This window comes from Gemmiger sp. An194 (assembly GCF_002160145.1).
In the GTDB taxonomy this organism is placed as follows: domain Bacteria; phylum Bacillota; class Clostridia; order Oscillospirales; family Ruminococcaceae; genus Allofournierella.
Genome location: NZ_NFKA01000008.1, coordinates 102,242 through 124,466, shown reverse-complemented (window position 1 = coordinate 124,466; position 22,225 = coordinate 102,242). Strand labels below are relative to the sequence as shown.

25 protein-coding genes and 1 tRNA gene are annotated in these 22,225 nt (G+C 56.9%); 9 read left to right on the top strand and 17 right to left on the bottom strand.

The genetic code is table 11. The features are described from left to right. Positions 1-75 precede the first annotated feature (75 nt). A complete protein-coding gene (locus tag B5F28_RS07255; RefSeq protein ID WP_087294772.1) occupies positions 76-363 on the bottom strand; it encodes a hypothetical protein in 288 nt (95 codons plus the stop codon). An 11-nt stretch (positions 364-374) separates the two neighbouring features. Beyond that, positions 375-602 carry a hypothetical protein gene (locus B5F28_RS07250; protein WP_087294770.1) on the bottom strand — a complete coding sequence of 76 codons (228 nt, stop codon included), beginning with the start codon at positions 600-602 and terminating at the stop codon, positions 375-377. Positions 603-708: 106 nt separating this feature from the next. On the opposite strand from B5F28_RS07250, the gene B5F28_RS07245 reads away from it, so the two are divergent. Further along, the gene (locus B5F28_RS07245; RefSeq protein WP_087294768.1) at positions 709-1,125 is read left to right on the top strand and encodes a hypothetical protein; all 417 of its coding nucleotides are present in this window, start codon (positions 709-711) and stop codon (positions 1,123-1,125) included. 90 nt (positions 1,126-1,215) lie between these two features. On the opposite strand, the gene B5F28_RS07240 is transcribed toward B5F28_RS07245, so the two are convergent. Beyond that, positions 1,216-1,959: a phage antirepressor KilAC domain-containing protein gene (locus B5F28_RS07240; RefSeq protein WP_087294766.1), complete on the bottom strand. Its 744-nt coding sequence runs from the start codon at positions 1,957-1,959 to the stop codon at positions 1,216-1,218. Between the two features lie 21 nt (positions 1,960-1,980). After that, positions 1,981-2,193 carry an XRE family transcriptional regulator gene (locus B5F28_RS07235; RefSeq protein ID WP_247643429.1) on the bottom strand — a complete coding sequence of 71 codons (213 nt, stop codon included), beginning with the start codon at positions 2,191-2,193 and terminating at the stop codon, positions 1,981-1,983. 185 nt (positions 2,194-2,378) lie between these two features. Here B5F28_RS07235 and B5F28_RS07230 point away from each other — a divergent pair, with 185 nt between their 5' ends. The 4 genes from B5F28_RS07230 to B5F28_RS07215 all read left to right on the top strand — a co-directional run bounded on the left by B5F28_RS07230 (position 2,379) and on the right by B5F28_RS07215 (position 6,115). Beyond that, a complete protein-coding gene (locus B5F28_RS07230; protein WP_087294762.1) occupies positions 2,379-2,810 on the top strand; it encodes a helix-turn-helix domain-containing protein in 432 nt (143 codons plus the stop codon). After that, positions 2,811-3,950: an ImmA/IrrE family metallo-endopeptidase gene (locus B5F28_RS07225; protein ID WP_087294760.1), complete on the top strand. Its 1,140-nt coding sequence runs from the start codon at positions 2,811-2,813 to the stop codon at positions 3,948-3,950. It begins immediately after the preceding gene. Positions 3,951-4,240: 290 nt separating this feature from the next. Continuing rightward, positions 4,241-4,915, top strand: coding sequence for a hypothetical protein (locus B5F28_RS07220; protein WP_087294758.1), 675 nt, complete (start codon positions 4,241-4,243; stop codon positions 4,913-4,915). Positions 4,916-5,128: 213 nt separating this feature from the next. After that, on the top strand, positions 5,129-6,115 hold the full coding sequence (locus B5F28_RS07215; RefSeq protein WP_087294756.1) for a tyrosine-type recombinase/integrase: 987 nt from the start codon (positions 5,129-5,131) through the stop codon (positions 6,113-6,115). A gap of 134 nt (positions 6,116-6,249) precedes the next feature. On the opposite strand, the gene B5F28_RS07210 is transcribed toward B5F28_RS07215, so the two are convergent. Continuing rightward, positions 6,250-6,325: transfer RNA gene (locus tag B5F28_RS07210), tRNA-Thr, on the bottom strand. Between the two features lie 169 nt (positions 6,326-6,494). Between B5F28_RS07210 and B5F28_RS07205 the strand changes: the two genes are divergently transcribed. After that, positions 6,495-7,436 (top strand): DUF1848 domain-containing protein, encoded by a 942-nt coding sequence (locus tag B5F28_RS07205; protein WP_158097545.1) that lies wholly within the window; start codon positions 6,495-6,497, stop codon positions 7,434-7,436. 107 nt (positions 7,437-7,543) lie between these two features. Here the strand turns inward: B5F28_RS07205 and B5F28_RS07200 are convergent, their stop codons facing one another. From B5F28_RS07200 to B5F28_RS07185, 4 genes are all read right to left on the bottom strand, one after another. After that, positions 7,544-8,956 carry a hypothetical protein gene (locus tag B5F28_RS07200; protein ID WP_087294752.1) on the bottom strand — a complete coding sequence of 471 codons (1,413 nt, stop codon included), beginning with the start codon at positions 8,954-8,956 and terminating at the stop codon, positions 7,544-7,546. 195 nt (positions 8,957-9,151) lie between these two features. After that, positions 9,152-9,715 (bottom strand): Fe-S-containing hydro-lyase, encoded by a 564-nt coding sequence (locus tag B5F28_RS07195; protein WP_087294750.1) that lies wholly within the window; start codon positions 9,713-9,715, stop codon positions 9,152-9,154. Continuing rightward, positions 9,715-10,554 (bottom strand): fumarate hydratase, encoded by an 840-nt coding sequence (locus B5F28_RS07190; RefSeq protein WP_087294748.1) that lies wholly within the window; start codon positions 10,552-10,554, stop codon positions 9,715-9,717. Before B5F28_RS07190 ends, B5F28_RS07195 begins: the two co-directional genes overlap by 1 nt. After that, on the bottom strand, positions 10,551-11,726 hold the full coding sequence (locus B5F28_RS07185) for an NAD(P)-dependent malic enzyme (RefSeq protein WP_087294746.1): 1,176 nt from the start codon (positions 11,724-11,726) through the stop codon (positions 10,551-10,553). The genes B5F28_RS07190 and B5F28_RS07185 overlap by 4 nt, the downstream gene beginning before the upstream one ends. Positions 11,727-12,079: 353 nt before the next feature. On the opposite strand from B5F28_RS07185, the gene B5F28_RS07180 reads away from it, so the two are divergent. Further along, the gene (locus B5F28_RS07180) at positions 12,080-12,277 is read left to right on the top strand and encodes a hypothetical protein (RefSeq protein ID WP_087294744.1); all 198 of its coding nucleotides are present in this window, start codon (positions 12,080-12,082) and stop codon (positions 12,275-12,277) included. Between the two features lie 70 nt (positions 12,278-12,347). On the opposite strand, the gene B5F28_RS07175 is transcribed toward B5F28_RS07180, so the two are convergent. Next, the gene (locus B5F28_RS07175) at positions 12,348-13,160 is read right to left on the bottom strand and encodes an HAD family hydrolase (RefSeq protein ID WP_087294742.1); all 813 of its coding nucleotides are present in this window, start codon (positions 13,158-13,160) and stop codon (positions 12,348-12,350) included. Positions 13,161-13,339: 179 nt separating this feature from the next. Here B5F28_RS07175 and B5F28_RS07170 point away from each other — a divergent pair, with 179 nt between their 5' ends. Beyond that, positions 13,340-13,891 carry a PadR family transcriptional regulator gene (locus B5F28_RS07170; RefSeq protein ID WP_087294740.1) on the top strand — a complete coding sequence of 184 codons (552 nt, stop codon included), beginning with the start codon at positions 13,340-13,342 and terminating at the stop codon, positions 13,889-13,891. A gap of 9 nt (positions 13,892-13,900) precedes the next feature. Continuing rightward, on the top strand, positions 13,901-14,917 hold the full coding sequence (locus B5F28_RS07165; RefSeq protein ID WP_087294738.1) for a transglutaminase domain-containing protein: 1,017 nt from the start codon (positions 13,901-13,903) through the stop codon (positions 14,915-14,917). A gap of 82 nt (positions 14,918-14,999) precedes the next feature. Here the strand turns inward: B5F28_RS07165 and B5F28_RS07160 are convergent, their stop codons facing one another. The 7 genes from B5F28_RS07160 to speD form a co-directional block, all read right to left on the bottom strand. Beyond that, complete coding sequence (locus tag B5F28_RS07160) at positions 15,000-15,227, bottom strand: hypothetical protein (RefSeq protein ID WP_058965216.1); 228 nt, start codon at positions 15,225-15,227, stop codon at positions 15,000-15,002. A gap of 66 nt (positions 15,228-15,293) precedes the next feature. After that, complete coding sequence (nspC, locus tag B5F28_RS07155; protein WP_087294736.1) at positions 15,294-16,418, bottom strand: carboxynorspermidine decarboxylase; 1,125 nt, start codon at positions 16,416-16,418, stop codon at positions 15,294-15,296. Next, positions 16,418-17,677, bottom strand: coding sequence for a saccharopine dehydrogenase family protein (locus B5F28_RS07150; RefSeq protein WP_087294734.1), 1,260 nt, complete (start codon positions 17,675-17,677; stop codon positions 16,418-16,420). The genes nspC and B5F28_RS07150 overlap by 1 nt, the downstream gene beginning before the upstream one ends. Positions 17,678-17,740: 63 nt before the next feature. After that, the gene (speB, locus tag B5F28_RS07145) at positions 17,741-18,595 is read right to left on the bottom strand and encodes an agmatinase (RefSeq protein WP_087294732.1); all 855 of its coding nucleotides are present in this window, start codon (positions 18,593-18,595) and stop codon (positions 17,741-17,743) included. After that, complete coding sequence (gene speE, locus B5F28_RS07140; RefSeq protein ID WP_087294730.1) at positions 18,576-19,436, bottom strand: polyamine aminopropyltransferase; 861 nt, start codon at positions 19,434-19,436, stop codon at positions 18,576-18,578. The genes speB and speE overlap by 20 nt, the downstream gene beginning before the upstream one ends. A gap of 13 nt (positions 19,437-19,449) precedes the next feature. Beyond that, positions 19,450-20,898, bottom strand: coding sequence for an aminotransferase class I/II-fold pyridoxal phosphate-dependent enzyme (locus tag B5F28_RS07135; protein ID WP_087294728.1), 1,449 nt, complete (start codon positions 20,896-20,898; stop codon positions 19,450-19,452). Between the two features lie 31 nt (positions 20,899-20,929). Then, positions 20,930-21,688, bottom strand: coding sequence for an adenosylmethionine decarboxylase (gene speD, locus B5F28_RS07130; RefSeq protein ID WP_087181086.1), 759 nt, complete (start codon positions 21,686-21,688; stop codon positions 20,930-20,932). Positions 21,689-22,225: the final 537 nt, after the last annotated feature.

The window sequence follows — 22,225 nt, the reverse complement described above, 5'->3', positions numbered from 1 at the left end:
TGATCTGCTTTTTGGGGTTCGCCGCGTCACGGTAGGCCGCGCGGATCTCGCCCTTCTGCTCGTTTGTCAATCCCATCACTTACTCCTCCACCGATGAATCAGTTCACGGCTCACCAGTGCCGCCAGCGCCGCAAACAGCGCAAAGACCGTCAGCGCGGGGGCTTTGTGGTAGAGCCATTCCATACCGCCGCATCCAAGCCACACCGCCGCGAAAAAGGCGGTCACCTGGATGCAGCCCGTCAGGGTCTTTAAACCCTGGCGAAAAAATGTTACAATGGGGGTGCTTCTCATAGGGGCACCCCACAATGGGGTTCCGGCGTCCGGCTGCTGCAACAGCCGGGCGCTTTCTTTTTTGCATTCCATTTGTTTCTCCTTCAGATTCGGATCGCGTCCGTGTCCAGCATCCCATCCAGCCAGCGGTAAAACGCCGGCCGGAAAATCAGAAACGTTGCCCGGCTGGACCCGTCCATGCGAGTGCCCACCGCGAAGGGCAGCTTTTCTTCCAGGATCATCTGCCCCAGAATATCCTCGCTGGATGCGATTTGATTGGCCCTCAGGGCCTCGCAGCAGTCGTGCAGCGTCATGGTCGGCCAGTCTGTCATTGGGATCACCTCTTACTGAACTTTCGTAACCTTCTGTTCAAAGCCCAGAGGTTCTTGTCTTGATCTTATCCCGTATGCTAGAATGAATGGAAAGGAGTCGTTTTATATGCCTGATACCTCTTTGAAGATGGATTGCGTTTTTGATGTTCTGCAGGCTTTTGAAGATGAATTTGCAGACGATCCATGCCCGAGAAGACCGATCAAACCGGAATACGTTCTGGACGCTGAAACTCTCTCTTCTTACAGCGAGTCGGAAAAACTGATTGCCTATCGATATTTACTGGACAAACGATTACTCGAGCTTTCCATTCCACCCGCACAACGGACGAGAGCACAAATACTGAATGGACCTGTAAAGCATCAGCGTATCGCCAGAATCTCAAGTGCTGGATACGAACTGCTGAACATTTTAAAATCGCCTTTAAAGCGCCGGAAAATAACTGCAATCAGCGTTTTGGATACCGTGTGTAAACTCTTATCCGCGGGAAAAACCGCCGCTGATCTCATTGAGCTCATCCATTGATCAAATCCTGAGCGGCATAATTACACGTTCAAAGTCCCATTCGTTCTTTTTCTTTATCACTTTCTTTCGGCCCGCCTTGTGCGGGCTTTTTTATTGCACTATTCCTTTGCACAGCAACCGGAAAGTCTCCCGTCCCTTGGGGGTGATGAGTGTCTGGGTGCCTGCCCACTGGGTCTTTTCGTTAAAACACTCCTTCATCTCGAAAAGGCCGGTGTTTTTTTCCGCATAAGGCATCAGTTTGCCGCGCTTATCCCGGTAGACGTACCTCTTTTCCAGAAGAAATGCGATAAACGATTTCTCACCAATGCCGAGCTGTTTTGCGGTCTCCCGGAAGTTGGTCAGCAGATTTCGGTCTACGATCTCATCGAAATAGTCAGCCTTGGGGGTCATGATCTGGTTCTGAACGGTCAAACTGGAAATCTGCGCCTCCCGATCAGCCAAGGTCTTTTGGGCCACCATCAACGCCTTCGCCATCAGCTCATCCGGGGAAAGCTCTTTCTGGCCTGCGATGTAGCCGCCAGTGCGACGGATGCTGGGGATGATCTCATCAGCCACCAGTGCCTGGAACTTCTCAGCGGTCTCGTTCTTGGCCTTCATGGCCAGACGGTAGAAGATGTTCTCGGGGATGTAGTCAGGTCTTTTGCCACAAGTGGCAAAACCGAGTTCTTCTAAATATTCGTCCACCCGCTTCCAGCGAATGTTGGTATACTCGGTCCCTTGAATGTTCTGGGTTGTGGTAAACCCAAGCCCCCGAGCCACGTCCTCCAGCCGCAGGTATGCGGTGCCGTTCTCTTCGTAGCACTTTACGCCACTGATAATCTGTAAATTGTTCATGTGTGCTCCTTTCCGACTTCTTTATTTGCGGTCATCACTCAATTCGAGAATCTTACAGATGCTTGCTACAATTCCAGGTGTAGCGATTTCTCCGCGTAAGATTCGATGCAAATACCCACTGTCGAAGTATTTTCCGGTATCTTTTGCCACTTCTGCGATTAGCCACTCCTGTGACTGGTCAAGATCCACAAGACGCTTCTTGATTTCTTTGCCGAAATCACAAACTTTTGCCACTCTATCCGTTCTCCTTTCTTCCTGTATTGACTATTACGGAAAATAGTAATATACTTTGATTGCAAACAGAAATTACTAAAATCCGTCGGCCTGTGCCAAGTATATTACTGAATCTAGCAAAAGTCAATCGAATTTCTACTAGATTCAGTAATTCCGGCATTGTGCCCAGTTTTGGAGGCCTAATTTTGGACGAACTATACAATCGCATCGAAAACCTCTGCAAAGAAGCTGGCGAAAACATCACGACCATGTGCAAATTAGCCGGGGTACCACGTTCCGCTCTATCTGATTACAAAGCCGGACGTATCAAAAGCCTTTCTGCTGACAAGCTGTCAAAAATAGCTTCACACTTCAACGTTTCTGTTGACTATCTGTTGGGCAACGTGAACGATCCCTGCTTTTATCTGGACAATCAGCGGATCGCCGATGAGATCAACAGTTTGGATGGATACAAAAAAAAGCCCGCTGCCCCACAGGGCAGCGAGCTGAGTGGTGTATATCTCAGTTTTGCAAAAACAGCTCAGGATGAGGGACTCGATCCCGCTGATATAGAATATGCGCTTAACCTGGTCAGGCGCATCCGTGAACAGGAAAAGAAGCGGAATCGAGGCGAGTAAATGACAAAGGCTGAATTGTATCATCAAATCAGTTTATTGCGCAACCGCCTGCATATCCAACATTATCCGATAGAATCTATCCGTCTTTGCCGTACCAACGGCATATGGGTTGGTCCCATGCCCATGAAAACTCCTGGTTTGCGTGGCATGGCCTTTATGGGACACAATTCCTCTGAACAGGACATTATCCTTTTGAAAGAGTCAAGCAGTGCTAAAGAAAATAATTTCAACTGCGCCCATGAACTGATTCATCTTACCCTGCATCGCAACAATCCGAAAAAAACCTTTCAATGCTACGAAAGTGTCCGGAATACCCAAAACAGTTTTGAGGAATGGCAGGCCAATGAAGGTGCTGCGGAACTGCTCGTTCCATACAGGTTTTTCATTCCGCGCTACGTGGAATTATGCCGCAAACACCGGTTCGATCGCGAATCCAAAGTAGTGGACGAACTGGCCGATGAATTTGGTGTACTGCCTGGCGTGATCGCATTCCGTATCGACAATTTAAACTATGAAATCGCCTGCTATCTGGCAGGTACTCCTTGCGAACAGATTCCCCTGCTTTCTGCAACTGAACAGAAGAAACGGCAAATCGAGGTACTGCACAAAAAACATTACTGCGTTCATTGTGCTGCCGTTATTTCTCCTTCGCAGGCGTTTTGCCATGTATGTGGCAAAACGATGCGTCACCCCTCGACCGCTTTTAATTCCCCAAAATATGGAGCTGGTTACATGAAATACTCAAAAATCGAAATGGACGAAAACGGACGTGTTATTGTATGCCCTCGCTGTGGCAACGAGGAACCGTTCCCTGCCGGCGGGCATTGCGTTATCTGCAATGCTCCGACCGAAAACACCTGTTTGGGTGAATATGATGACTCGTATACACCCCAAAGATCCGGTCCCTGTTCTGAAAGTCGAAAAGTCCATCTGCCTGGGAATGCAAGATACTGCCCATTTTGCGGCGCTCCCACCTCATTTCAGGAAGCGCAACTTCTGCGACCTTGGCAAGAAGAACTCCAGGAAGAAATGCGGAGGACAAATTCCCGTCAGCTTATTCAGATCGCAGACAATCAAGAGGAAGACTTCCCTTTTTGCTATCCGAGTGATGACGACGATTTTCCGTTATCGGTTTCATAATCGTCCGTTATTTACTCGTCCCCCTTTGTCAATGGCGGGGTGTAGGAAAGGGGGGCGAATCTCAGCGCCCCCTTTTCTACCCCCATTGACTTGACCGAAGGGAAATTCACCTATTACCCCCGTAGGGGGTAAGTAATTTTTCCCACAGGGAAAAAGCCGATTGTTTATCGAGAATTTCCCACAGGAAAAAGTCGATTAGTTTACCGATATTTTCCGACGCATGGAAATGATGATTTCGGCTAAGTCCGCTTGCGGATTTGCAATACAGCTTACTTTAGGAGGAAAACCATATGAAAAGAACTCTTGCGTCAGTGGTTTCGGTACTGCTTTGTGCCTCTTTGGTGGCCTGCGGAACTGCGGCCCCGGCATCATCGTCCGTACCATCCAGCAGCTCTGTTGCGGCCAGCGCTGCCTCTGCATCCAGCGATGCCTCTGCGTCCAGCGATGCCTCTGCTTCGGATACTACTCTTTCAGATCTGGATTCTTTGGGCGATATCGAAGTGGATAAAAATCTGTTCGATGTGGAGATCACTGTCCCTGCTGATTTTGTTGGGGAAACCACCCAGGAAGAATTGGACGCTAAGGCGAAGGAGTCCGATATCCATTCCATTACCTTGAATGAAGACGGAAGCGCCACCTATGTGATGAGCAAAGCCCAACACAAAAAAGTGCTGGAAGAGCTTTCTGCATCCATTAATGAGACTCTCGCTGAGATGTCCACATCCGGCGACTTCCCCACCATCACCAATGTTTCCGCCAACGATGATTTTACTAATTTTACCGTCACGGTATCCGCTGATGAGCTTGGACTGGCTGAGTCCATGTCTGTAATTGGGCTGTACATGTATGGCGGGCTATATGGAATTTTCTCCGGACAGACCCCCGACAACATCCACGTGGACTTCGTAAACGCTGATAGCGGCGAGGTCATTTCTTCTGCCGATTCTTCTGAGGCGGGGAAATAAAAAGCAAAAGCGGCCCCCATCGCCAGACAGGGGCCGCTTGATTTTTAAACAAACAGAATTCGCCCAAAGGAGGGACTTACTTTGAAATGCATAAGATGCCACCGGGAAATCCCGGATGAATCCGGCTTTTGTCTCTTCTGCGGGAAGCGTCAGACAGCGACGACCGCTCCGCCCCAGCGGCGCAGCAGACGCCGGGCCAAAGGCAGCGGGTCCGTGTATAAGCTGTCCGGCGCAAGAAGCCGGCCATGGGCTGCCGTGAACGGGGCCGGAAAGCTTTTGGGTACCTACGCCAGCAGCAGTGAAGCCGTGGAAGCACTGGATCGCTTCAACGCGGATCGGGTGCCGCTGGAACGGAAGAACTACACGCTCCGGGATATATACGAGCAGTGGAGTCCCAACGCATTTGCCAAAATCGGAGACAAGAGCCGACAGAGCTACGAAGACGCATTCGCCAAAGCGGAGGATCTGCATTCCCGGCGAATCCGCGATCTGAAAACCGAGGACTACCAGCAGGTGATCGACAGTTTGGTCCAGCGCGGCCTGAGCCGTTCCCTGTGCGAAAAACAGCGGCTTCTCTTTTCAAAACTCTGTCAGTACGCCATGAAGCAGGACATCATCGATAAGAACTATGCGCAGTTTCTGGAGCTGCCCAGCAAGGGCGAGGCCAAGACCCGTGTGCTCTCCGACGAGGAGATCGGGCGCATTCGCGGTATGCTGGGTGACCCCAAGCTGGGACCCACTGCGGAAATTGCTCTGGTTTTGTGTTACTCTGGCATGCGGATCAATGAGCTGCTGCAGATGGAACGGGAGAATGTGCATCTGGCCGACCGCTACATGGTGGGCGGCGAGAAAACCGACGCCGGTCGAAACCGTACCATACCGATCCACCGGGAGATCATCCCGATCATTGCAAAATGGATGGATGGAAACACGACACCCTGGCTGCTGCATACTTCTGCCGGCACCGCCAAGGATGCCGACAACGTGCGGAAGACCTTCCGTAGCCTGATGAAAGCCTGTAGCATTGAGGGAGCAACGCCGCACACATGTCGCCATACTGCCGCCACGAAGATGGTAGCTGCAGGAGTACGGCCGGAAATTATCAAACAAATTTTGGGACATTCCGATTTTTCCATGACCGTGAACCGGTACACCCACACTCAGCCGGCCGATCTGGTCAAGGGGATTGATCTGATCTAACCCGCGGATTTGTTAGCTTATTTGTTAGTTTATCATGGTTTTCTCCGTATTTTCTGGAAATATATAGCAAATAGGATATGATATAGAAAAACCCCGCAGATGGCTTCACAGCGCTATCTGCGGGGCTTTTGTTTTGGAGCTGGAGATCGGACTTGAACCGACGACCTGCTGATTACGAATCAGCTGCTCTACCGACTGAGCCACTCCAGCAAATCGCTCAGTCATCGTGACTGAGCAACAATAAATATGATACCGAAATTTTAGCATTTCGTCAAGAGGAAATCATGCAAAACAATCGGGATGTGTTAAAATAAAGCTGTGCTGTTTTCGCGGAAACTTTATGTTCCGTTTTCTATTCTTTGCCGGAAAGGAGAGGCCCATGCTGCTGAGCGTCAGCCGTCGCACCGATATTCCCGCCTGGTATGCGGACTGGTTTTTCCGCCGCCTTGCAGAGGGGTTTGTGCTTGTTCCCTCTCCTCGCGCGCCGCACCGCCTGCACCAGATCCCCCTGAATCCGGATGTTGTGGATGGCATCGTTTTCTGGACAAAGAATCCCCTGCCCATGCTGCCCCGGTTAAGCGAGCTGAAAAATCATCTCACGGTGTTTCAGTTCACCCTCACCGGTTACGGAACGGAGGCAGAACCCGCTTTGCCAGATAAAGATGCGATCCTCATTCCGGCCTTTCAGCAGCTTGCCCGAAAGCTGGGCCCCCGCCGGGTGATCTGGCGGTACGACCCTATCTTTTTCACCCCAAAATATACGGAGAAGTGGCATCTGGCCCGCTTTGAGCAGATTGCCCGCCGTCTGCAAGGCTACACCGATACCTGCGTAATCAGCTTTCTGGACGAATATCAGGGAACCCGGGCCCGGATGCGGCCGCTCGTTCCCGCCGCCTTTGATCCTCAGTCCGCCGCCCGCCTGGCCCGGGGCCTTTCCGAAATCGCCTCCGACTGCAGTATACGCGTGCAGAGCTGTGCCGAGGCGCTGGACCTTGGGGCGGCAGGCATTGCCCACGGAAGGTGCATCGATGGGGCGCTGTTCGAATCACTGCTGGGGCAGCCGCTGCACTGGACGCCCGCCAAAAGGCAGCGGCCGGAATGCGGCTGCGCAGCCAGTGTGGACATTGGCATCTATAACACCTGCCCGGGCGGCTGCCGATACTGCTACGCCAATTTTTCACCCGGTCAGATCACGGCCAACCGTGCCGCGCACGACCCCCGTTCTCCTCTTCTGATTGGCTGGCCCGGCTTGCAGGATCAGATCATCCATTCTTCCTTTTCCTCCCTGCGGGGCGGTCAGCTGCGCATGGACGGATTTTAGATCACGATGCAACTGAATTTCCCCAATAAAAAAGGCAGCTGCTTTTGCGCGTGACGCATGCAAACGCAGCTGCCTTTTTTCAAATTTTCGCCATGGAAGCGGTTCTCTTACAAAATCCCCAAGGTTTTACACCACCCGAACAGGCTTGGTACCAGCCACACGCAACCCCAGCACACCGCGAAAGTTCCATAGGCCCACAGCCACAGAGGCTGTGGATTCACGGGTCGGTGGTCCAGACGGTCGGCCAGGCAGCTGCCGCGCAGGGGCAGTTTGCCCACAAGCCCGGCCAGCAGCGGAGCCGCAAAGGCAACCGGTGCCAGCTGGGACAGATAGGGCACCAGATCAAAATAAATGGTGTTGATGCGCAGCTGCTCACTGCCGGATATCCGCAGCCCGGTAAGTTGGCCCAGCAGGCCGAAATCCAGCAGATTTCCCTCGATCTGGCCGGCAAAGGAATAAGCCGTCAGCAAAAAATAACCCGCAAAGCAGATGCCGGAAAGCAGCAGCCAGGGCATCTGTTTTTTTGTTTGCCAGGTGGTAAGCAGCAAAAAGGGCGACAGCAGAATGATCCATTGCGGGTGCCACTGCACCAGCAAAAACAATAGGCTGAACACCGTCAGGCAGACATATACCGCCTTTTGCGCCAAGGACCCCTCGCTGCCCGGCTGCCACAGCCAGCACAGCAGATACAGCCCCGCCAGCAACACCAGCAGCAGCGAAGGCTGCCCCACCGTGGGCAGTACCGTGGCAAACAGCCGCTGGGCAATCAGGCTGTTGAAAAATCCGGCGTCGCCATTGCGCCCCGCAAACAGCAGGCTGCCGGGCAGATAGAGCCACAGGCTCAGAACCAGCCAGCCTGCGATCCGCAGGATTCGCTTTTCCCGCAACAGCAGCAGCGGGATCAGGATAAAGATGGCGAACATCTTGAACACCAGTGCCGTGCCCATGGTAAGCACAAAGGGCAGCATCCGGCCATCCAGATAAAAGAGCAGCCCCAGCAGCAAAAACAGCAAGCACAGGCTGTCGTACTGGCCCATGCAGAGCGCCGAGAAAAAGCCCACCGGGCAGAGCCAGAAGAACCAGGGTGTCCAGGCGATCTGTTCCCGGCCTGCTCCCAGCTTTTCTGCCAGCCGCCGCAGCACAAAACCGCAGGCCACAAAGGCAGTTGCTCCCAGTGCTTTGGTCCAAAGCGTGAAGGCCAGTTCTCCCACCGGAATCAGTTTACCTATCAGGTAAAGCGGCAGGTCCCAAAGCCCGCAAAGCAGATAAAACCAGATGTGATAGTGGGCAGCATTCGCATACCCCAGGGTGGCCCTGGCATCCATGGTGTCCTGATAAAACGCGAAAAATCGCCCGCTGAACACATCATCCAGCAGGATGCGGGTATGCTGGGCGGTTTCGATGATATCCGGATGATTCCACAGAAAAAAAGCCGCCAGTCCCAGCGCTGCCGCAAGAAATACATCCGACTTCTGTGGCATCCGGTTGAGCTGCAGGCGGTTGGATTGAATCGGTTGCATGTCGTTCCCCTTTCGCCGCACCGGGCGGCGTATATTTTCCCTTTTGGGTTATTATACCATGAAGCCGCATCGAGGAGCAGCCTTCACCGTCTTTTTCTTGTTCTGAAAACAAAAAGAATCCCATGGTCCCATTTTTGCGCATACAAAAGCCTGCCCCGGTTCAAGCCGGAGCAGGCTTTTCATGCTTTTGAAATTTTATCGCTGTTCCATGGCGGCACGGTATTCCTGCGGGCCGGTCTGGTACAGGTTATTGCCCAGAGAATCGATCACCACCGTAAGGGGCATCTCCTCCACCTCCAGGCGGCGGATGGCTTCGCTGCCCAGATCCTCATAGCAGACCAGCTGGGCGGTTTTCACCCGGGAGGCCATGAGCGCACCCGCACCGCCAATGGCGGCCAGGTAAACGGCGCCGGTCTCCTTCATGGCATCCACCACCTGGTCGCTGCGCTTGCCCTTGCCGATCATGGCCTTCAGTCCCAGATGCAGCAGCCGGGGAGCGTAGGCATCCATCCGGTAGCTGGTGGTGGGACCGCAGGCACCAATGGCCTGACCCGGCCGGGCGGGGGTGGGGCCCGCGTAATAGATGGCTGCGTCCTTCACGTCGATGGGCAGCTCCTCGCCCCGGTCCAGACATTCGCACAGCCGCTTGTGAGCCGCATCCCGGGCAGTGTAGATCACGCCGGACAGCAGCACCGTGTCCCCTGCCCGCAGCTTGCGGGTCACCTCTTCGGTGAGCGGCGTTGTGAGCTTGTATTCCATTACAGTACCGCCTCCTTGTGCCGGGTCACGTGGCAGTTGATGTTCACCGCCACCGGCATACCCGCAATGTGGGTGGGGTAGGTTTCGATCTGCACGCCCAGTGCGGTGGTCTCGCCGCCGAAGCCCTGGGGGCCGATGCCCAGCTGATTGATCTTTTCCAGCAGCTCCTGCTCCATATCCGCATAGTAGGGGTCGGGATGATGGCTGCCCACCGGGCGCAGCAGGGCCTGCTTGGCCAGCATGGCGGCCTTTTCAAAGGTGCCGCCCACGCCCACGCCCACCACGATGGGCGGGCAGGGATTGGGTCCCGCCAGCTTTACGGTTTCCAGCACGAAGTCCTTCACGCCCTGCTCCCCGTCCGAGGGCTTGAGCATCCCCAGACGGCTCATGTTCTCGCTGCCGAAGCCCTTGGGGGCCACGGTGATCTTCAGCTTGTCGCCGGGCACCAGGCGGGTATGGATGACCGCCGGGGTATTGTCGCCGGTGTTGCCGCGGCGGATGGGGTCCTTCACCACGGATTTGCGCAGAAAGCCCTCGGTGTAGCCCTTGGCCACGCCCGCATGAATGGCAGCTTCAAAATCCCCGTCAATGTGCACCTCCTGGCCGATCTCGCAGAACACGCAGGCCATGCCGGTATCCTGGCAGATGGGCAGGCCGGTCTCCCGGGCAGCGTCCAGATTGTCGCACAGGGTCTTCAAGGTGGTTTTGGCGATGGGCCATTGCTCCCGCTCAAAGGCGGAACGCACCGCGTTTTCCATATCCGGAGAAAGGCGGCTGTTGGCCTCGATGCAGAGGCGGGCCACCGTTTCGGTGATGGCCTGGGCGCTGATCTCTCTCACAGCCGGGCCACCCCCGTTTCCCGGGCGGCTTTGGCCACCGCATCCGCCACGGCCTGGGCCACACGGGGATCGAATGCACCGGGGATGATGTAGTCCTCATTACGCTCCTCGTCGCTCACCAGGTCGGCAATAGCATGGGCCGCGGCCACCTTCATGGCGGTGTTGATGTCACGTGCGCGCACGCTCAGCGCGCCCTTGAACACGCCGGGGAAGGCCAGCACGTTGTTGATCTGGTTGGCGAAGTCGCTGCGGCCGGTGCCGATGACCCGCACGCCGGCGGCCTTGGCCTCGCCCGGCAGAATTTCCGGGGTGGGATTGGCCATGGCGAACACGATGGCGTCCTTGGCCATGGTCTTTGCCATTTCCGGCTTCAGAGCGCCCGCCACCGACACACCGATGAACACATCCGCGCCCTGGATCGCATCCGACAAATCGCCCCGCAGATCCTCCTTGTTGGTGATCTCGCAGAGCATCTTCTTGTGGTCCTGAATGCCCACGCCACGGTCCTTGTACAGGATGCCGTTCTCATCGCAGGCAATCACGTTTTTCACACCGGCGGCCAGCAGCATCTTGATGATGGCAGTGCCCGCGGCGCCGGGGCCGTTCACCACAACCTTGATGGAGCCGATGTCCTTTTTCACCACCCGCAGTGCGCCCAGCAGCGCGGCGGTGACCACGATGGCGGTGCCGTGCTGGTCATCGTGGAAGACGGGGATGTCCAGCTCCTTTTCCAGAACTTCTTCAATGTAGAAGCAGTTGGGGGAGGAGATATCCTCCAGATTGATACCGCCGAAGACCGGAGCCATCAGGCGTACCGCCTCGATGACCTTCTCCGGGTCCTCGGTGTCCAGGCAGATGGGGAAAGCATCCACACCGCCAAATTCCTTGAACAGGATGGCCTTGCCCTCCATCACCGGCTGGGAAGCTGCCGCACCGATGTTGCCCAGGCCCAGCACCGCCGTTCCGTTGCTCACCACTGCCACCAGGTTGCCCTTGGCGGTGTAGGTGTAGGCCGCCGTGGGGTCCTTGGCGATCTCGCGGCAGGGCTCGGCCACGCCGGGGGTATAGGCGGTGGACAGGTCCTCACGGGTCTTCACCGGGACCTTGCTCACCACTTCGATCTTGCCTTTGTGCTCCTCGTGCATTTCCAGCGCTTTTTTATAATAATCCATCAGAGTTTCGCCATCCTTTTCTTATGGCAATACCGCATAATTCACGCCTCTCGGCTCAGGCGGCGTATCGCGCCAAAATTTTCCGGCGCGCTCCGCCACCTGGAATTGTGCGGTATCGCTGTAGTTTTTTCCTGTTCCAGTATACAAAAGTTTCACGGGCTTGTACAGTCTGCCGGGCATAAGTCGCACTACTGTTTCGCTGCCCCGGTGCATACCATTTTATCAAAAGCGCGCACAGATTTTACAAAAGCAGGCTATCGCCCCGGCCGCCCGGTCTGGTACACTGAAGCCAGGTTCACAAAGGCAGCACGCCTTATGGGCGGCTGCGTTGCCCTGAAAGGAGTTGCATCGTTATGATTCCCTGCCGTTCCTCCTGCCCTCACTATGCCGAGGGCTGCCACAAAACTTGCACCTACTGGAAAAACTACCAGCGGGAGCTGCAGGACCAGCAGCGCAAAAAAATGCAGTGGCTCAAGGCCCAGAACGAGGTATGCACCACCGTTCTGCGACAGTATCTGGCCATGAGTAGGGTGCGCCCCACATATTTTTGATTGGTTTCCTCCTTTTGCAAAAGGGCCGGGCCCCAGACCGCTTATATGCGGCTGAGAGCCCGGCTCTGATTCATTTTTCCTGCAAGATCCATCTATCAATGGCATAGGCTACCCCGCTGTGCCGGTTGGTCCGGCTCACCTGGCTGGCCTGTGCCTTGAGCGGCTCCACTGCGTTGCCCATGGCAATACGCAGCCCTGCCGCCTCGAACATGGGCAGATCGTTCTCGCCGTCACCGATGCAGGCGATCTGCTCCTTTGGAATGTTCAGCCGGGCAGCCAGTGCAGACAGCGCAGCGCCCTTGGAGGCATTGCGGGAGAACACCTCCACATACTGGTCAGTAAAAGCCCAGCGGCAGTCCGGCGCATAACGCTCCATCATGCAGCGCAGCCTTTGGCCGGTGCGTTTGGTGAAGAAGTAGAACTGCAGCTCCTCCACATCGCTGGAACGCAGCCGCAACTGCCGGTTCATGTTGTTTACGCACAGGCTTGCGGCGGCATCCGGACCAAAGGCCAGCCGCCCCAGCAGCCAGAAGGCGCGGCCACGCACCAGATATTCCTGCTCCACATGGGCGGTGATGCTCACCGGCAGGCTCTGGGCCAGCTGAACCAAGCGCATGGCCCGCTGCTTCGGGATAAGCGCCTGAAACAGACTTTCGCCCGTGTACAGATCGGTGACCTGCGCCCCATTGGAGGAAATCACATAGCGGAAGAATTTCTCGCCGCGCAGCCGGTGAGGCAGGCAGGAAAGGCTGCGCCCGGTGGTGGGCACCACCAGAATGCCCGCCTCCGCAGCCCGACGCAGGGCCGCCAGATTTTCGGCGCTCATACGGCTGCGGCTGTCCAGGCAGGTGCCGTCCATATCCACAGCAAGCAATTTGATCACGGGATATTTCCTCCATTTCGCTGGGTATTTGAACTCACTTTACTCCCCTCGTACAGTTTTGTCAAGCATTTTTGTTTTTGCTGCAAATACACACAGATGGACTCACCACTTTCTATATGTTTTTTCTCTAAAATTTGTGCTATAATTTCATCAAAAACGACCAATACAGGAAGGGCACCATGCGCACATTGAAATATGCCATCCTGGGCATGCTCAGCCGCCGGGAGCTAACCGGTTACGATATGATGAAGGAATTCGACCGAGGACTTGCCAATTTCTGGTACGCCAGCCACAGCCAGCTGTACCCAGAGCTGAACCGACTGGCGGGTGAGGGGCTGATCCAGTACGAGACCTCCATCAAGGGCGAAAGTCTGGAACGGAAGGTTTACCGCATCACGCCGGAGGGCATGGCCGACCTGCGCCAGTGGCTGGAACAGGATGAGCCCCTGCCCCCCACTCCGAAAGATGTATTCCGGCTGCGGATGTATTTTGGCGATAACATCTCCCGTTCTCGCCTTCTGGAACTGACCCTGGCTCAGCTGGAGCGCCGACAGCAGAAGCTGGCCTTCCTGCAAACCTCACTGGAGCATGCCGCTCCGCCCACCGGCCGCTTTGATGCCGCAATGGCTGACCGCCTGGTGCTGGAGGGTGCGGTGATGCGCGAAACCACCATGGTGCAGTGGCTGGAACACTGCATCGAGACTCTGGAACACTGCGAAAGCGAGGAGTGAACCCCCTCCATGGAAGCTTACTATTACAATCAGCTGGACAAATCCAGCCAGGCTGCCTACCATGCCATGCTCACCGGGCTGCGGGCCATTGCCCCCTCTTTTCCGGTGCCGCGGCTGGAGCCGGGGCAGCTTTCCGAAATCTTTTTGAAGCTGCGGCTGGATCATCCGGAAATTTTCTACGCCGTGCGCTTCACCTACCGGTACTATCCCCAGGCCTCCAGCGTGGAGATGGTGCCGGAATATCTGTTTGAAAAGAGCAAAATTCAGGAGCACCAGAAGGCCATGACCGCCCGCATCCAGAAGCTCACCCGCCCGGCCATGAGCCTGAGCGACCGGGAGAAGGAGCAGTTCGTGCACGATTTCATCTGCCGGAATGTGAGGTACGACAAGCTGAAAAAGCCCTATTCCCACGAGATCATCGGTCCGCTGGGCCAGGGTGTGGGGGTGTGTGAGGGCATTGCCAAGACCGTAAAAGTATTGTGCGACGCGCTGGGCGTCTGGTGCATGGTAGCCCTTTCCGAGGCAAACCCGGAGCAAGGCGTAAAATACCGCCATGCCTGGAACATCGTGAAGCTGGACGGGGCGTATTATCATCTGGACGCCACCTTCGACAACACCCTGGGCAAGGCCGGACCCATCCGCTACGACTACTTTAATTTAAACGACGAGAAGCTGCTGCGGGACCACGAGCCTCTGCACTACCCTGCCCCCGCCTGCACCACCGGCGACCGGTTTTATTACCGGGAGAAAAAACTCTCGTTCACGAAACTGGAGGACGTGGAAAAGCGGGCAGCACAGGCCATCCGAAAAAATCAGCCGCTGATCTTCCACTGGCGGGGCGGACCGCTGACCCGCAGCGTTGTGGTTGAACTGACCACCGCGCTGGAAAACGCTGCCCGGCGCAAGGAGCTGCACCCCCGTATCGGCCTCAACTGGCCCCAGGCAGTGTTTCAGGTGAGCTTTGTGAGCCAGACTCCCGACCAGGAAATCACCGAGGAACAGGCCAACGAGGGCGAGACTCTGTGACCCTTTTCTCTGTTTCAACAAGCAAAATGCCCGCCCGGGCTTCCCTGAACACAGGGGCCCGGGCGGGCGTTTGTTTTTGCTTTTAATCCAGGCTGAAATCCTCCGCCGAGAATTCCGGCAGCTTGGGCTGGCGGCGGGGCACCCGCCGCAGCGGATCGTAGCTGAACTTTTTGCAGTGATAATAGGGCGAAACCACGCCCTTCTTGGCACACAAGATCATCCGGGGGTCCGCCGCCTTCTGGCCGAACTCACAATAGGTGCAGGCCGGCTGGATGTTGGCCCCGAACATTGGCTTTTTGCGCAGCAGCATATGCTTGCAACACCTCGCTTTGCTGGTTTCTATTATACCCGCGCCGCGGCCCGGTGTAAAGCCGTTTCAGGAAAGGCGGTTCTTGAAGTCCTCGTAACCGAAAGCCTTCACCAGCTTTTCCTGCCCGTTTGCATCCCGCCAGACAATGGCGGGCAGGGGCATGCCATTGAAGGTGTTGGTCTTGACCATGGTGTAAAGGGCCATGTCCTCAAACACCAGCCGGTCGCCCTCGTTCAGGGTCGCGTCGAAGGAGTAATCGCCGATCACGTCCCCCGCCAGGCAGGTGGGGCCGCCCAGCCGGTAGGTGTAGGCCTTTTCCCCGCTCTCGCCGGAATTTTTCAGCGGCGGGCGGTAGGGCATCTCCAGCACGTCCGGCATGTGGCAGGCGGCGGAGGTGTCCAGAATGGCGATGTCCATCCCGTTGTGCAGGGTCTCCAGCACGCTGGTCACCAAAAAGCCCGCGTTCAGCACCACGGCCTCGCCCGGCTCCAGATAGACCTCCACCTGATAGGTGTCCTTCAGGTGCTTCACGATGCGCACCAGCCGCTCCCGGTCGTAGTCCTTGCGGGTGATGTGGTGACCGCCGCCCAGGTTGATCCATTTCAGCCCGTGCAGGTATCTGCCGAACTTCTCCTCAAAGGCAGCCACAGTGGTTTCCAGATCGTCCGAGTTCTGCTCACACAGAGTATGGAAGTGCAGACCGTCCAGCAAAGGCAGCAGTCTCTCGTCGAAGTTGGCCAGCGTGGTGCCCAACCGGGAGCCGGGGGCGCAGGGATCGTAGATGGCGTGGCCCTCCTGGGTGGAGCACTCCGGGTTCACCCGCAGGCCCACCGCCTTGCCCGCCGCCTTCGCCGCCGGGCCGAACTTTTGCAGCTGCCGGGGCGAATTGAACACGAAGTGATCGGCGTAGTTCAGCAACTCCTGGAACTCCTCCGGTTTGTAGGCCGGGGAGAACACATGGGTTTCGCCGCCAAAATGCTCCTTGCCCAGCCGGGCCTCGTAAAGGCCGCTGGCGGTGCTGCCCGCCAGATAGCGGCGCAGCAGCGGATAGCAGGAAAACATGGAAAAGGCCTTCTGGGCCAGCAGGATCTTGCAGCCCGCCTGGTCGGCCACCTGGCGCAGGATCTCCAGATTCTGCACCAGGCGAGTCTCATCCACCAGAAAATAGGGTGTGGAAATGGTGCTCTTCATCAGTCCACCAGCTCCGGGTTATCGTTGACCTGCCAGGGCAGACCCCACTTGTTCAGGGCGTCCATGTACGGGTCCGGATCAAACTCCTCCACGGTGTACACGCCGGGCTTGTTCCACTTGCCGGTGAGCAGCATCATGGCGCCGATCATGGCGGGCACGCCGGTGGTGTAGGAGATGGCCTGAGAGCCAACCTCTTTGTAGCACTCCTCGTGGTCGCACACATTATAGATGTAGGCGGTCTTGTCCTGGCCGTCCTTCTTGCCGGTGAAAATGCAGCCGATGTTGGTCTTGCCCTTGGTGCGGGGGCCCAGGGTGGCGGGATCGGGCAGCAGAGCCTTCAGGAACTGGATGGGCACGATCTCGTGGCCCTCGAACTGGATGGGAGTGGTGGACAGCATGCCCACATTCTCCAGACACTTCATGTGGGTCAGATAGCTCTGGCCGAAGGTCATGAAGAAGCGGATGCGCTTTACACCCGGGATGTTCTTGGCCAGGGACTCGATCTCCTCGTGGTGCAGCAGGTACATGTCCTTCTGGCCCACCTGATCGAAGTTGTACTCCCGCTTGATGCTCATGGCGGGAATCTCCACCCAGTGGCCGTTCTCCCAGTAGGAGCCGGGGGCGGACACCTCGCGCAGGTTGATCTCCGGGTTGAAGTTGGTGGCGAAGGGATAGCCGTGGTCGCCGCCGTTGCAGTCCAGAATATCAATGGTGTCGATGGTGTCGAACAGGTGCTTCTGGGCCCATGCGCAGTAGGCCTGGGTCACGCCCGGGTCAAAGCCGGAGCCCAGCAGGGCGGTGAGGCCGGCCTTCTCGAACTTCTCCTTGTAAGCCCACTGCCAGGAGTAGTCGAAGTAGGCGGAGAAGCCCTCTTCCTTGCAGCGCTTCTCGTAGGCAGCCTTCCACTCGGGGTCATCCAGGTTCTCGGGCTCGTAGTTGGCGGTATCCATGTAGTTCACGCCGCAGGCCAGGCAGGCGTCCATAATGGTCAGGTCCTGATAGGGCAGGGCGATGTTCATGACCAGATCAGGCTGAACCTCCTTGATCAGGGCAATCAGCTGGTTCACATCGTCCGCGTCCACCTGGGCGGTGGTGATCTTGGTGGAGGTGGTGCCCTCCAGCTTGGCCTTCAGGTCATCGCACTTGGACTTGGTGCGGCTGGCGATGCAGATCTCGGTGAATACTTCGCTGTTCTGGCAGCACTTGTGGATGGCAACGCCGGCAACGCCGCCGCAGCCGATGATCAATACCTTGCTCATGGTTTCATCCTCTTTCTGTGTTTGATTCTCTATGTTATAAAAATGAGTTTACGCTTGTTTTCCTCAGGGCTGCAGAGCCAGCAGCATCTCCCGCACGATCTTGCAGGCCACGATGGTGGACACACCGCTCTGGTCGTAGTGGGGGCTCAGCTCGTTCACATCGCAGCCCACAACCTTGGCCCGGCTGCACACCAGGGTCACCGCCTGACGCAGAGCGTCAAAGGTCACGCCGCCGGGCTCGGGAGTACCGGTGCCCGGGAAGATGGAGGGGTCCATCACATCCAGGTCCACGGTGAAATAGACAGGCTTGCCCTCCAGCTCCTTCAGGGTCTCTTCCAGGCCCTCGAAGTCGAACCGGCGGGTGCTCACATGGCTGCGGCCCCAGCTGAATTCCTCCCGGTCGCCGGAACGGATGCCGAACTGGTAAATGCGGCCGTCGCCCACCAGCTCCCAGCAGCGGCGCAGCACGCAGGCGTGGGAGAGCTTTGCGCCCAGGTAATCGTCCCGCAGGTCGGCGTGGGCGTCAAAGTGGATGATGTGCACATCCGGGTACATGGCGGCCACTGCACGGAAGGCACCCAGAGTTACCAGGTGCTCGCCGCCCAGCATGAAGGGCCGCTTGCTGGCGTGCAGGATGTGGCGGGTGCGCTCCTCAATGCGGTCCAGCGCCTTATTCACATCGCCGAAGCACAGCTCCAGGTCGCCCAGATCGATCACATTGGCGTCCTCCAGGTCCTTGTCCTGGTAGGGGCTGTAGCTCTCGATGCCGTAGGACTCATGGCGGATGGCCGCGCTGCCGAACCGGGTGCCCGGCCGGTAGGAGGTGGTGGAATCAAAGGGTGCGCCGAACAGCATGGTGGACGCGAAACGGGGGCCCTTGTCGCACCCCAGGAAAACCTCAACATTCTTGCTCAACATCTCTTAAAAGCTCCTCTACGTATGCGGGCAGGTAAAACGCGCCCTTGTGCAGTGTGGTGGTGTAATAACGGCAGGTCAGCCCGCGCATGTTCCAGCGGGTCTCGTCCAGATCCTTCAGCGGGTGATATTTCTTGGAGGCAAAGCCGAACAGCCAGTGCCCGGAGGGATAGGTGGGAATGTGCGCCTGATACACCCGGCTGATGGGGAAGGATTCCACGATCCGCTTGTGGGCGCGCTGGCAGGCCACCGCGTCCTCGGCGTAGAAGGGGCTCTCATGCTGGTTGACCATGATGCCGTCCTCCCGCAGGGCGTTGTAGCAGCTGCCGTAGAACTCCCGGGTGAACAGGCCCTCGCCGGGGCCGAAGGGGTCGGTGGAGTCCACGATGATCAGGTCGTACTGATCCTTGCAGGAGCGGATGAACCGCACGCCATCCTCGTAATGGATGGTCAGGCGGGGATCGTTCAGCCGGCAGGAGGTCTGGGGCAGATACTTCTTGCACACCTCCACCACCAGCGGGTCGATCTCCACCATGTCGATGTGCTCGATCTCCGGGTAGCGGGTCAGCTCGCGGATCACGCCGCCGTCGCCCGCGCCGATGACCAGCACATCCCGCACCTTGGGATGTACCGCCATGGGCACATGGGTGATCATTTCGTGGTAGATGAACTCATCCTTTTCGGTGAGCATCATATAACCGTCCAGCGTCAAAAAGCGGCCGAACTCCGGCGCTTCAAACACATCGATGCGCTGGAATTCGCTCTTGCCGCTGAACAGCTGCTTGTCCACCTTGATGGACAGCTTCACGTTCGGGGTCTGCGCCTCGGAAAACCAAAAATCCATCGCTTCCTCCTTTTTATTTGAGCACGTTCAGCCGCAGGATGTCCGCATCCTCGGGGCCGGTCATGGAGCAGCCCTTGGCCTTCGCGTACTGAATGTAGTCCAGAATTTCCTTGGTGATGCGCTCGCCGGGGGCCAGAATGGGAATTCCCGGAGGATAGCACATCACGAATTCGCTGCAGATGCGGCCCGCGGTGTCCTCAATGGGCAGCGACTCCTTCTCGGCGTAGAAGGCTTCCTGGGGGGAAGCCGCCACGATGGGGTCGATGTACTCCTGCTGCATCAGGCCCGCCTTGCTGCCGCCAAACCGGCGGCGCACCTCGGCCAGCGCGCTCACAAGCCGCTCCACCTCGCGGGGACGGTCACCGATGGACAGATAGGCCAGAATGTTGCCCAGGTCGCCGAATTCGATCTGGATGTCGTATTCGTCCCGCAGCAGGTCGTAGACCTCGATGCCGGCCAGGCCCACATCCAGCGTGTTCACCGAAAGCTTGGTGGTATCGAAATCAAAGATGCTGTCGCCGTTGCACAGCTCCTTGGAGAAGGCGTAATAACCGCCGATGGCGTTGATCTCCTTGCGGGCGTATTCCGCCAGCTCGCTCACCCGCTTGAACTCCTGCTTGCCCCGCAGCGCCAGGTTGCGCCGGGAAATGTCCAGGCTGGACAGCAGCAGATAGGAGCCGCTGGTGGTCTGGGTCAGATTGATGATCTGGCGCACATGGCCCTCCGGCATGGCCGGGCCGGTGAGCAGCAGCGAGCTCTGGGTCAGGCTGCCGCCGGATTTGTGCATGGAGACGGCGGCCATATCTGCCCCCGCCGCCATGGCGGACACGGGCAGGTTCTCGCCGAAATAGAAGTGGGTGCCGTGGGCCTCGTCCGCCAGGCAGAGCATGCCGTTCTCATGGGCCAGCTTTACGATGCTACGCAGGTCCGAGCAGATGCCGTAGTAGGTGGGATTGTTCACCAGCACGGCCTTGGCGTCCGGGTTTTCCCGGATGGCCTTTTCCACCGCCGAGACGCTCATGCCCAGCGGGATGCCCAGCCGGTGGTCGCATTCCGGGTTCACATACACCGGCACCGCGCCGCACAGCACCATGGCGCCCATTACGCTGCGGTGCACGTTGCGGGGCAGAATGATCTTTTCGCCCCGCTTGGCCACCGACAGGATCATGCTCTGCACCGCGCTGGTGGTGCCGCCCACCATCAGAAATGCGTGGGCCGCACCGAAGGCCTGCGCGGCCAGGATCTCCGCGTCACGGATCACCGAGATCGGGTGACACAAATTGTCCAGCGGCTTCATGGAGTTCACATCCATGCTTACACACTGCTGGCCCAGCAGCTCCGCCAGCTCCGGGTTTCCTCGCCCGCGCTTGTGGCCGGGCACGTCAAAGGGCACCACCCGCATCTTGCCGAAGCGCTCCAGCGCCTCGTAGATGGGGGCCCTTTGCTGATCCAAACGTTCCATTGCTCTCTCCCCCTGCCTCTTTTGACAAACGTTAGTAGATATTGCGGCCGCTGAAGATCTCGATCATCTCGCGGCGCAGGTTGTTCATGATCTCCAGCCGGGTCTTGGGCGGGAGCTCATACACATCGGTCTTGAACAGATAGTTCTGCAGATCCACTTCCTTGAGCATCATCTTGGTATGGAAGATGTTCGCGTCGTAGACATTGATGTCCACCGCATCGTACCGGCGCAGCAGCTCCGGCTCGATGTAGTCCTGAATGCTGTTGACCTTGTGGTCCAGGAACAGCTTGCGGCCGTTCATGTCCCGGGTAAAGCCACGCACCCGGTAGTCCATGGTGATGATGTCTGAATCGAAGGAGCGGATCAGGTAATCCAGCGTGGACAGCGGCGTGATCTCGCCGCAGGTGGCTACATCGATGTCCACCCGGAAGGTGGCCAGACAGGTCTCCGGATGATACTCCGGGTAGGTGTGCACCGTCACATGGCTCTTATCCAGATGGGCCAGCTGAGTCTCACCCATGGGCAGCATGCTGCCCTCGGCGATCAGAATGGTCACCGATGCGCCCTGCGGATCGTAGTCCTGCCGGGCGATGTTCAGCACCTTGGCGCCAATCATATCGGTGAGGGTGGTGAGGATATTGGTCAGACGCTCGGAATTGTACTGCTCATCGATATAGGCGATGTAGTCCTTCTGCTCCCGGGCGGTTTTTGCGTAGCATACGTCGTAGATGTTGAAGCTCAGCGCTTTGGTCAGGTTGTTAAACCCGTACAGTTTCAGCTTTTCTCCCATCGGTTTCCTCCTGAAATTGACATCGCCTTTTTGCCCGGCGGCAACAAAAAACAGGCAATGTGTATTTTTGCATACACATTGCCTGTAAACGAATCATATTCTGGTGATACAGCGCGGGCCCCGAAAACCGACAAGTTTCCGGATGGACACAGCAGGATACAGCGAATCAACGCCGTCTGGGCGCAGCCCGGCTTGCTTTCACACAGAGTCTATATAGCAAATACTTACTTTTACTACTCTTATTGACCGTTTTACAAGTTGATGTACGCAGAATACGCACTGGTTGTAAAGTAACCAACTTATAAAATTGAGCTTTTAACTCAATCAATAATGGCGGTATCGCACCGCCCATCGGCAGTTGACCCGGCTGTCCGTATGGCCTTTAACCCACGATTGGGTGGTCAGAAGAAATATTTGCATGGATACTCTGTATGAAAACTCATATCGCATGACGGAAAAAGTATACCCTGTTTTTTTGCCGTTTGTCAACGGCTTTTTTCAGTTTTTAGCAAAATTTTAACGCTCGTTTTCCCTGCT

Excerpts from the sequence above, each read along its gene's own strand:
- B5F28_RS07255 (WP_087294772.1), bottom strand. The coding sequence starts at position 363 with ATGGAATGCAAAAAAGAAAGCGCCCGGCTGTTGCAGCAGCCGGACGCC.
- B5F28_RS07200 (WP_087294752.1), bottom strand. The coding sequence starts at position 8,956 with ATGCAACCGATTCAATCCAACCGCCTGCAGCTCAACCGGATGCCACAG.
- speE (WP_087294730.1), bottom strand. The coding sequence starts at position 19,436 with ATGGATTTTTGGTTTTCCGAGGCGCAGACCCCGAACGTGAAGCTGTCC.
- B5F28_RS07170 (WP_087294740.1), top strand. The coding sequence starts at position 13,340 with ATGCGCACATTGAAATATGCCATCCTGGGCATGCTCAGCCGCCGGGAG.
- B5F28_RS07220 (WP_087294758.1), top strand. The coding sequence starts at position 4,241 with ATGAAAAGAACTCTTGCGTCAGTGGTTTCGGTACTGCTTTGTGCCTCT.
- B5F28_RS07245 (WP_087294768.1), top strand. The coding sequence starts at position 709 with ATGCCTGATACCTCTTTGAAGATGGATTGCGTTTTTGATGTTCTGCAG.
- B5F28_RS07160 (WP_058965216.1), bottom strand. The coding sequence starts at position 15,227 with ATGCTGCTGCGCAAAAAGCCAATGTTCGGGGCCAACATCCAGCCGGCC.
- B5F28_RS07180 (WP_087294744.1), top strand. The coding sequence starts at position 12,080 with ATGATTCCCTGCCGTTCCTCCTGCCCTCACTATGCCGAGGGCTGCCAC.
- nspC (WP_087294736.1), bottom strand. The coding sequence starts at position 16,418 with ATGAAGAGCACCATTTCCACACCCTATTTTCTGGTGGATGAGACTCGC.
- speD (WP_087181086.1), bottom strand. The coding sequence starts at position 21,688 with ATGGGAGAAAAGCTGAAACTGTACGGGTTTAACAACCTGACCAAAGCG.
- B5F28_RS07250 (WP_087294770.1), bottom strand. The coding sequence starts at position 602 with ATGACAGACTGGCCGACCATGACGCTGCACGACTGCTGCGAGGCCCTG.
- B5F28_RS07205 (WP_158097545.1), top strand. The coding sequence starts at position 6,495 with ATGCTGCTGAGCGTCAGCCGTCGCACCGATATTCCCGCCTGGTATGCG.
- B5F28_RS07185 (WP_087294746.1), bottom strand. The coding sequence starts at position 11,726 with ATGGATTATTATAAAAAAGCGCTGGAAATGCACGAGGAGCACAAAGGC.
- B5F28_RS07165 (WP_087294738.1), top strand. The coding sequence starts at position 13,901 with ATGGAAGCTTACTATTACAATCAGCTGGACAAATCCAGCCAGGCTGCC.
- B5F28_RS07225 (WP_087294760.1), top strand. The coding sequence starts at position 2,811 with ATGACAAAGGCTGAATTGTATCATCAAATCAGTTTATTGCGCAACCGC.
- B5F28_RS07195 (WP_087294750.1), bottom strand. The coding sequence starts at position 9,715 with ATGGAATACAAGCTCACAACGCCGCTCACCGAAGAGGTGACCCGCAAG.
- B5F28_RS07150 (WP_087294734.1), bottom strand. The coding sequence starts at position 17,677 with ATGAGCAAGGTATTGATCATCGGCTGCGGCGGCGTTGCCGGCGTTGCC.
- B5F28_RS07240 (WP_087294766.1), bottom strand. The coding sequence starts at position 1,959 with ATGAACAATTTACAGATTATCAGTGGCGTAAAGTGCTACGAAGAGAAC.
- B5F28_RS07135 (WP_087294728.1), bottom strand. The coding sequence starts at position 20,898 with ATGGAACGTTTGGATCAGCAAAGGGCCCCCATCTACGAGGCGCTGGAG.
- speB (WP_087294732.1), bottom strand. The coding sequence starts at position 18,595 with ATGTTGAGCAAGAATGTTGAGGTTTTCCTGGGGTGCGACAAGGGCCCC.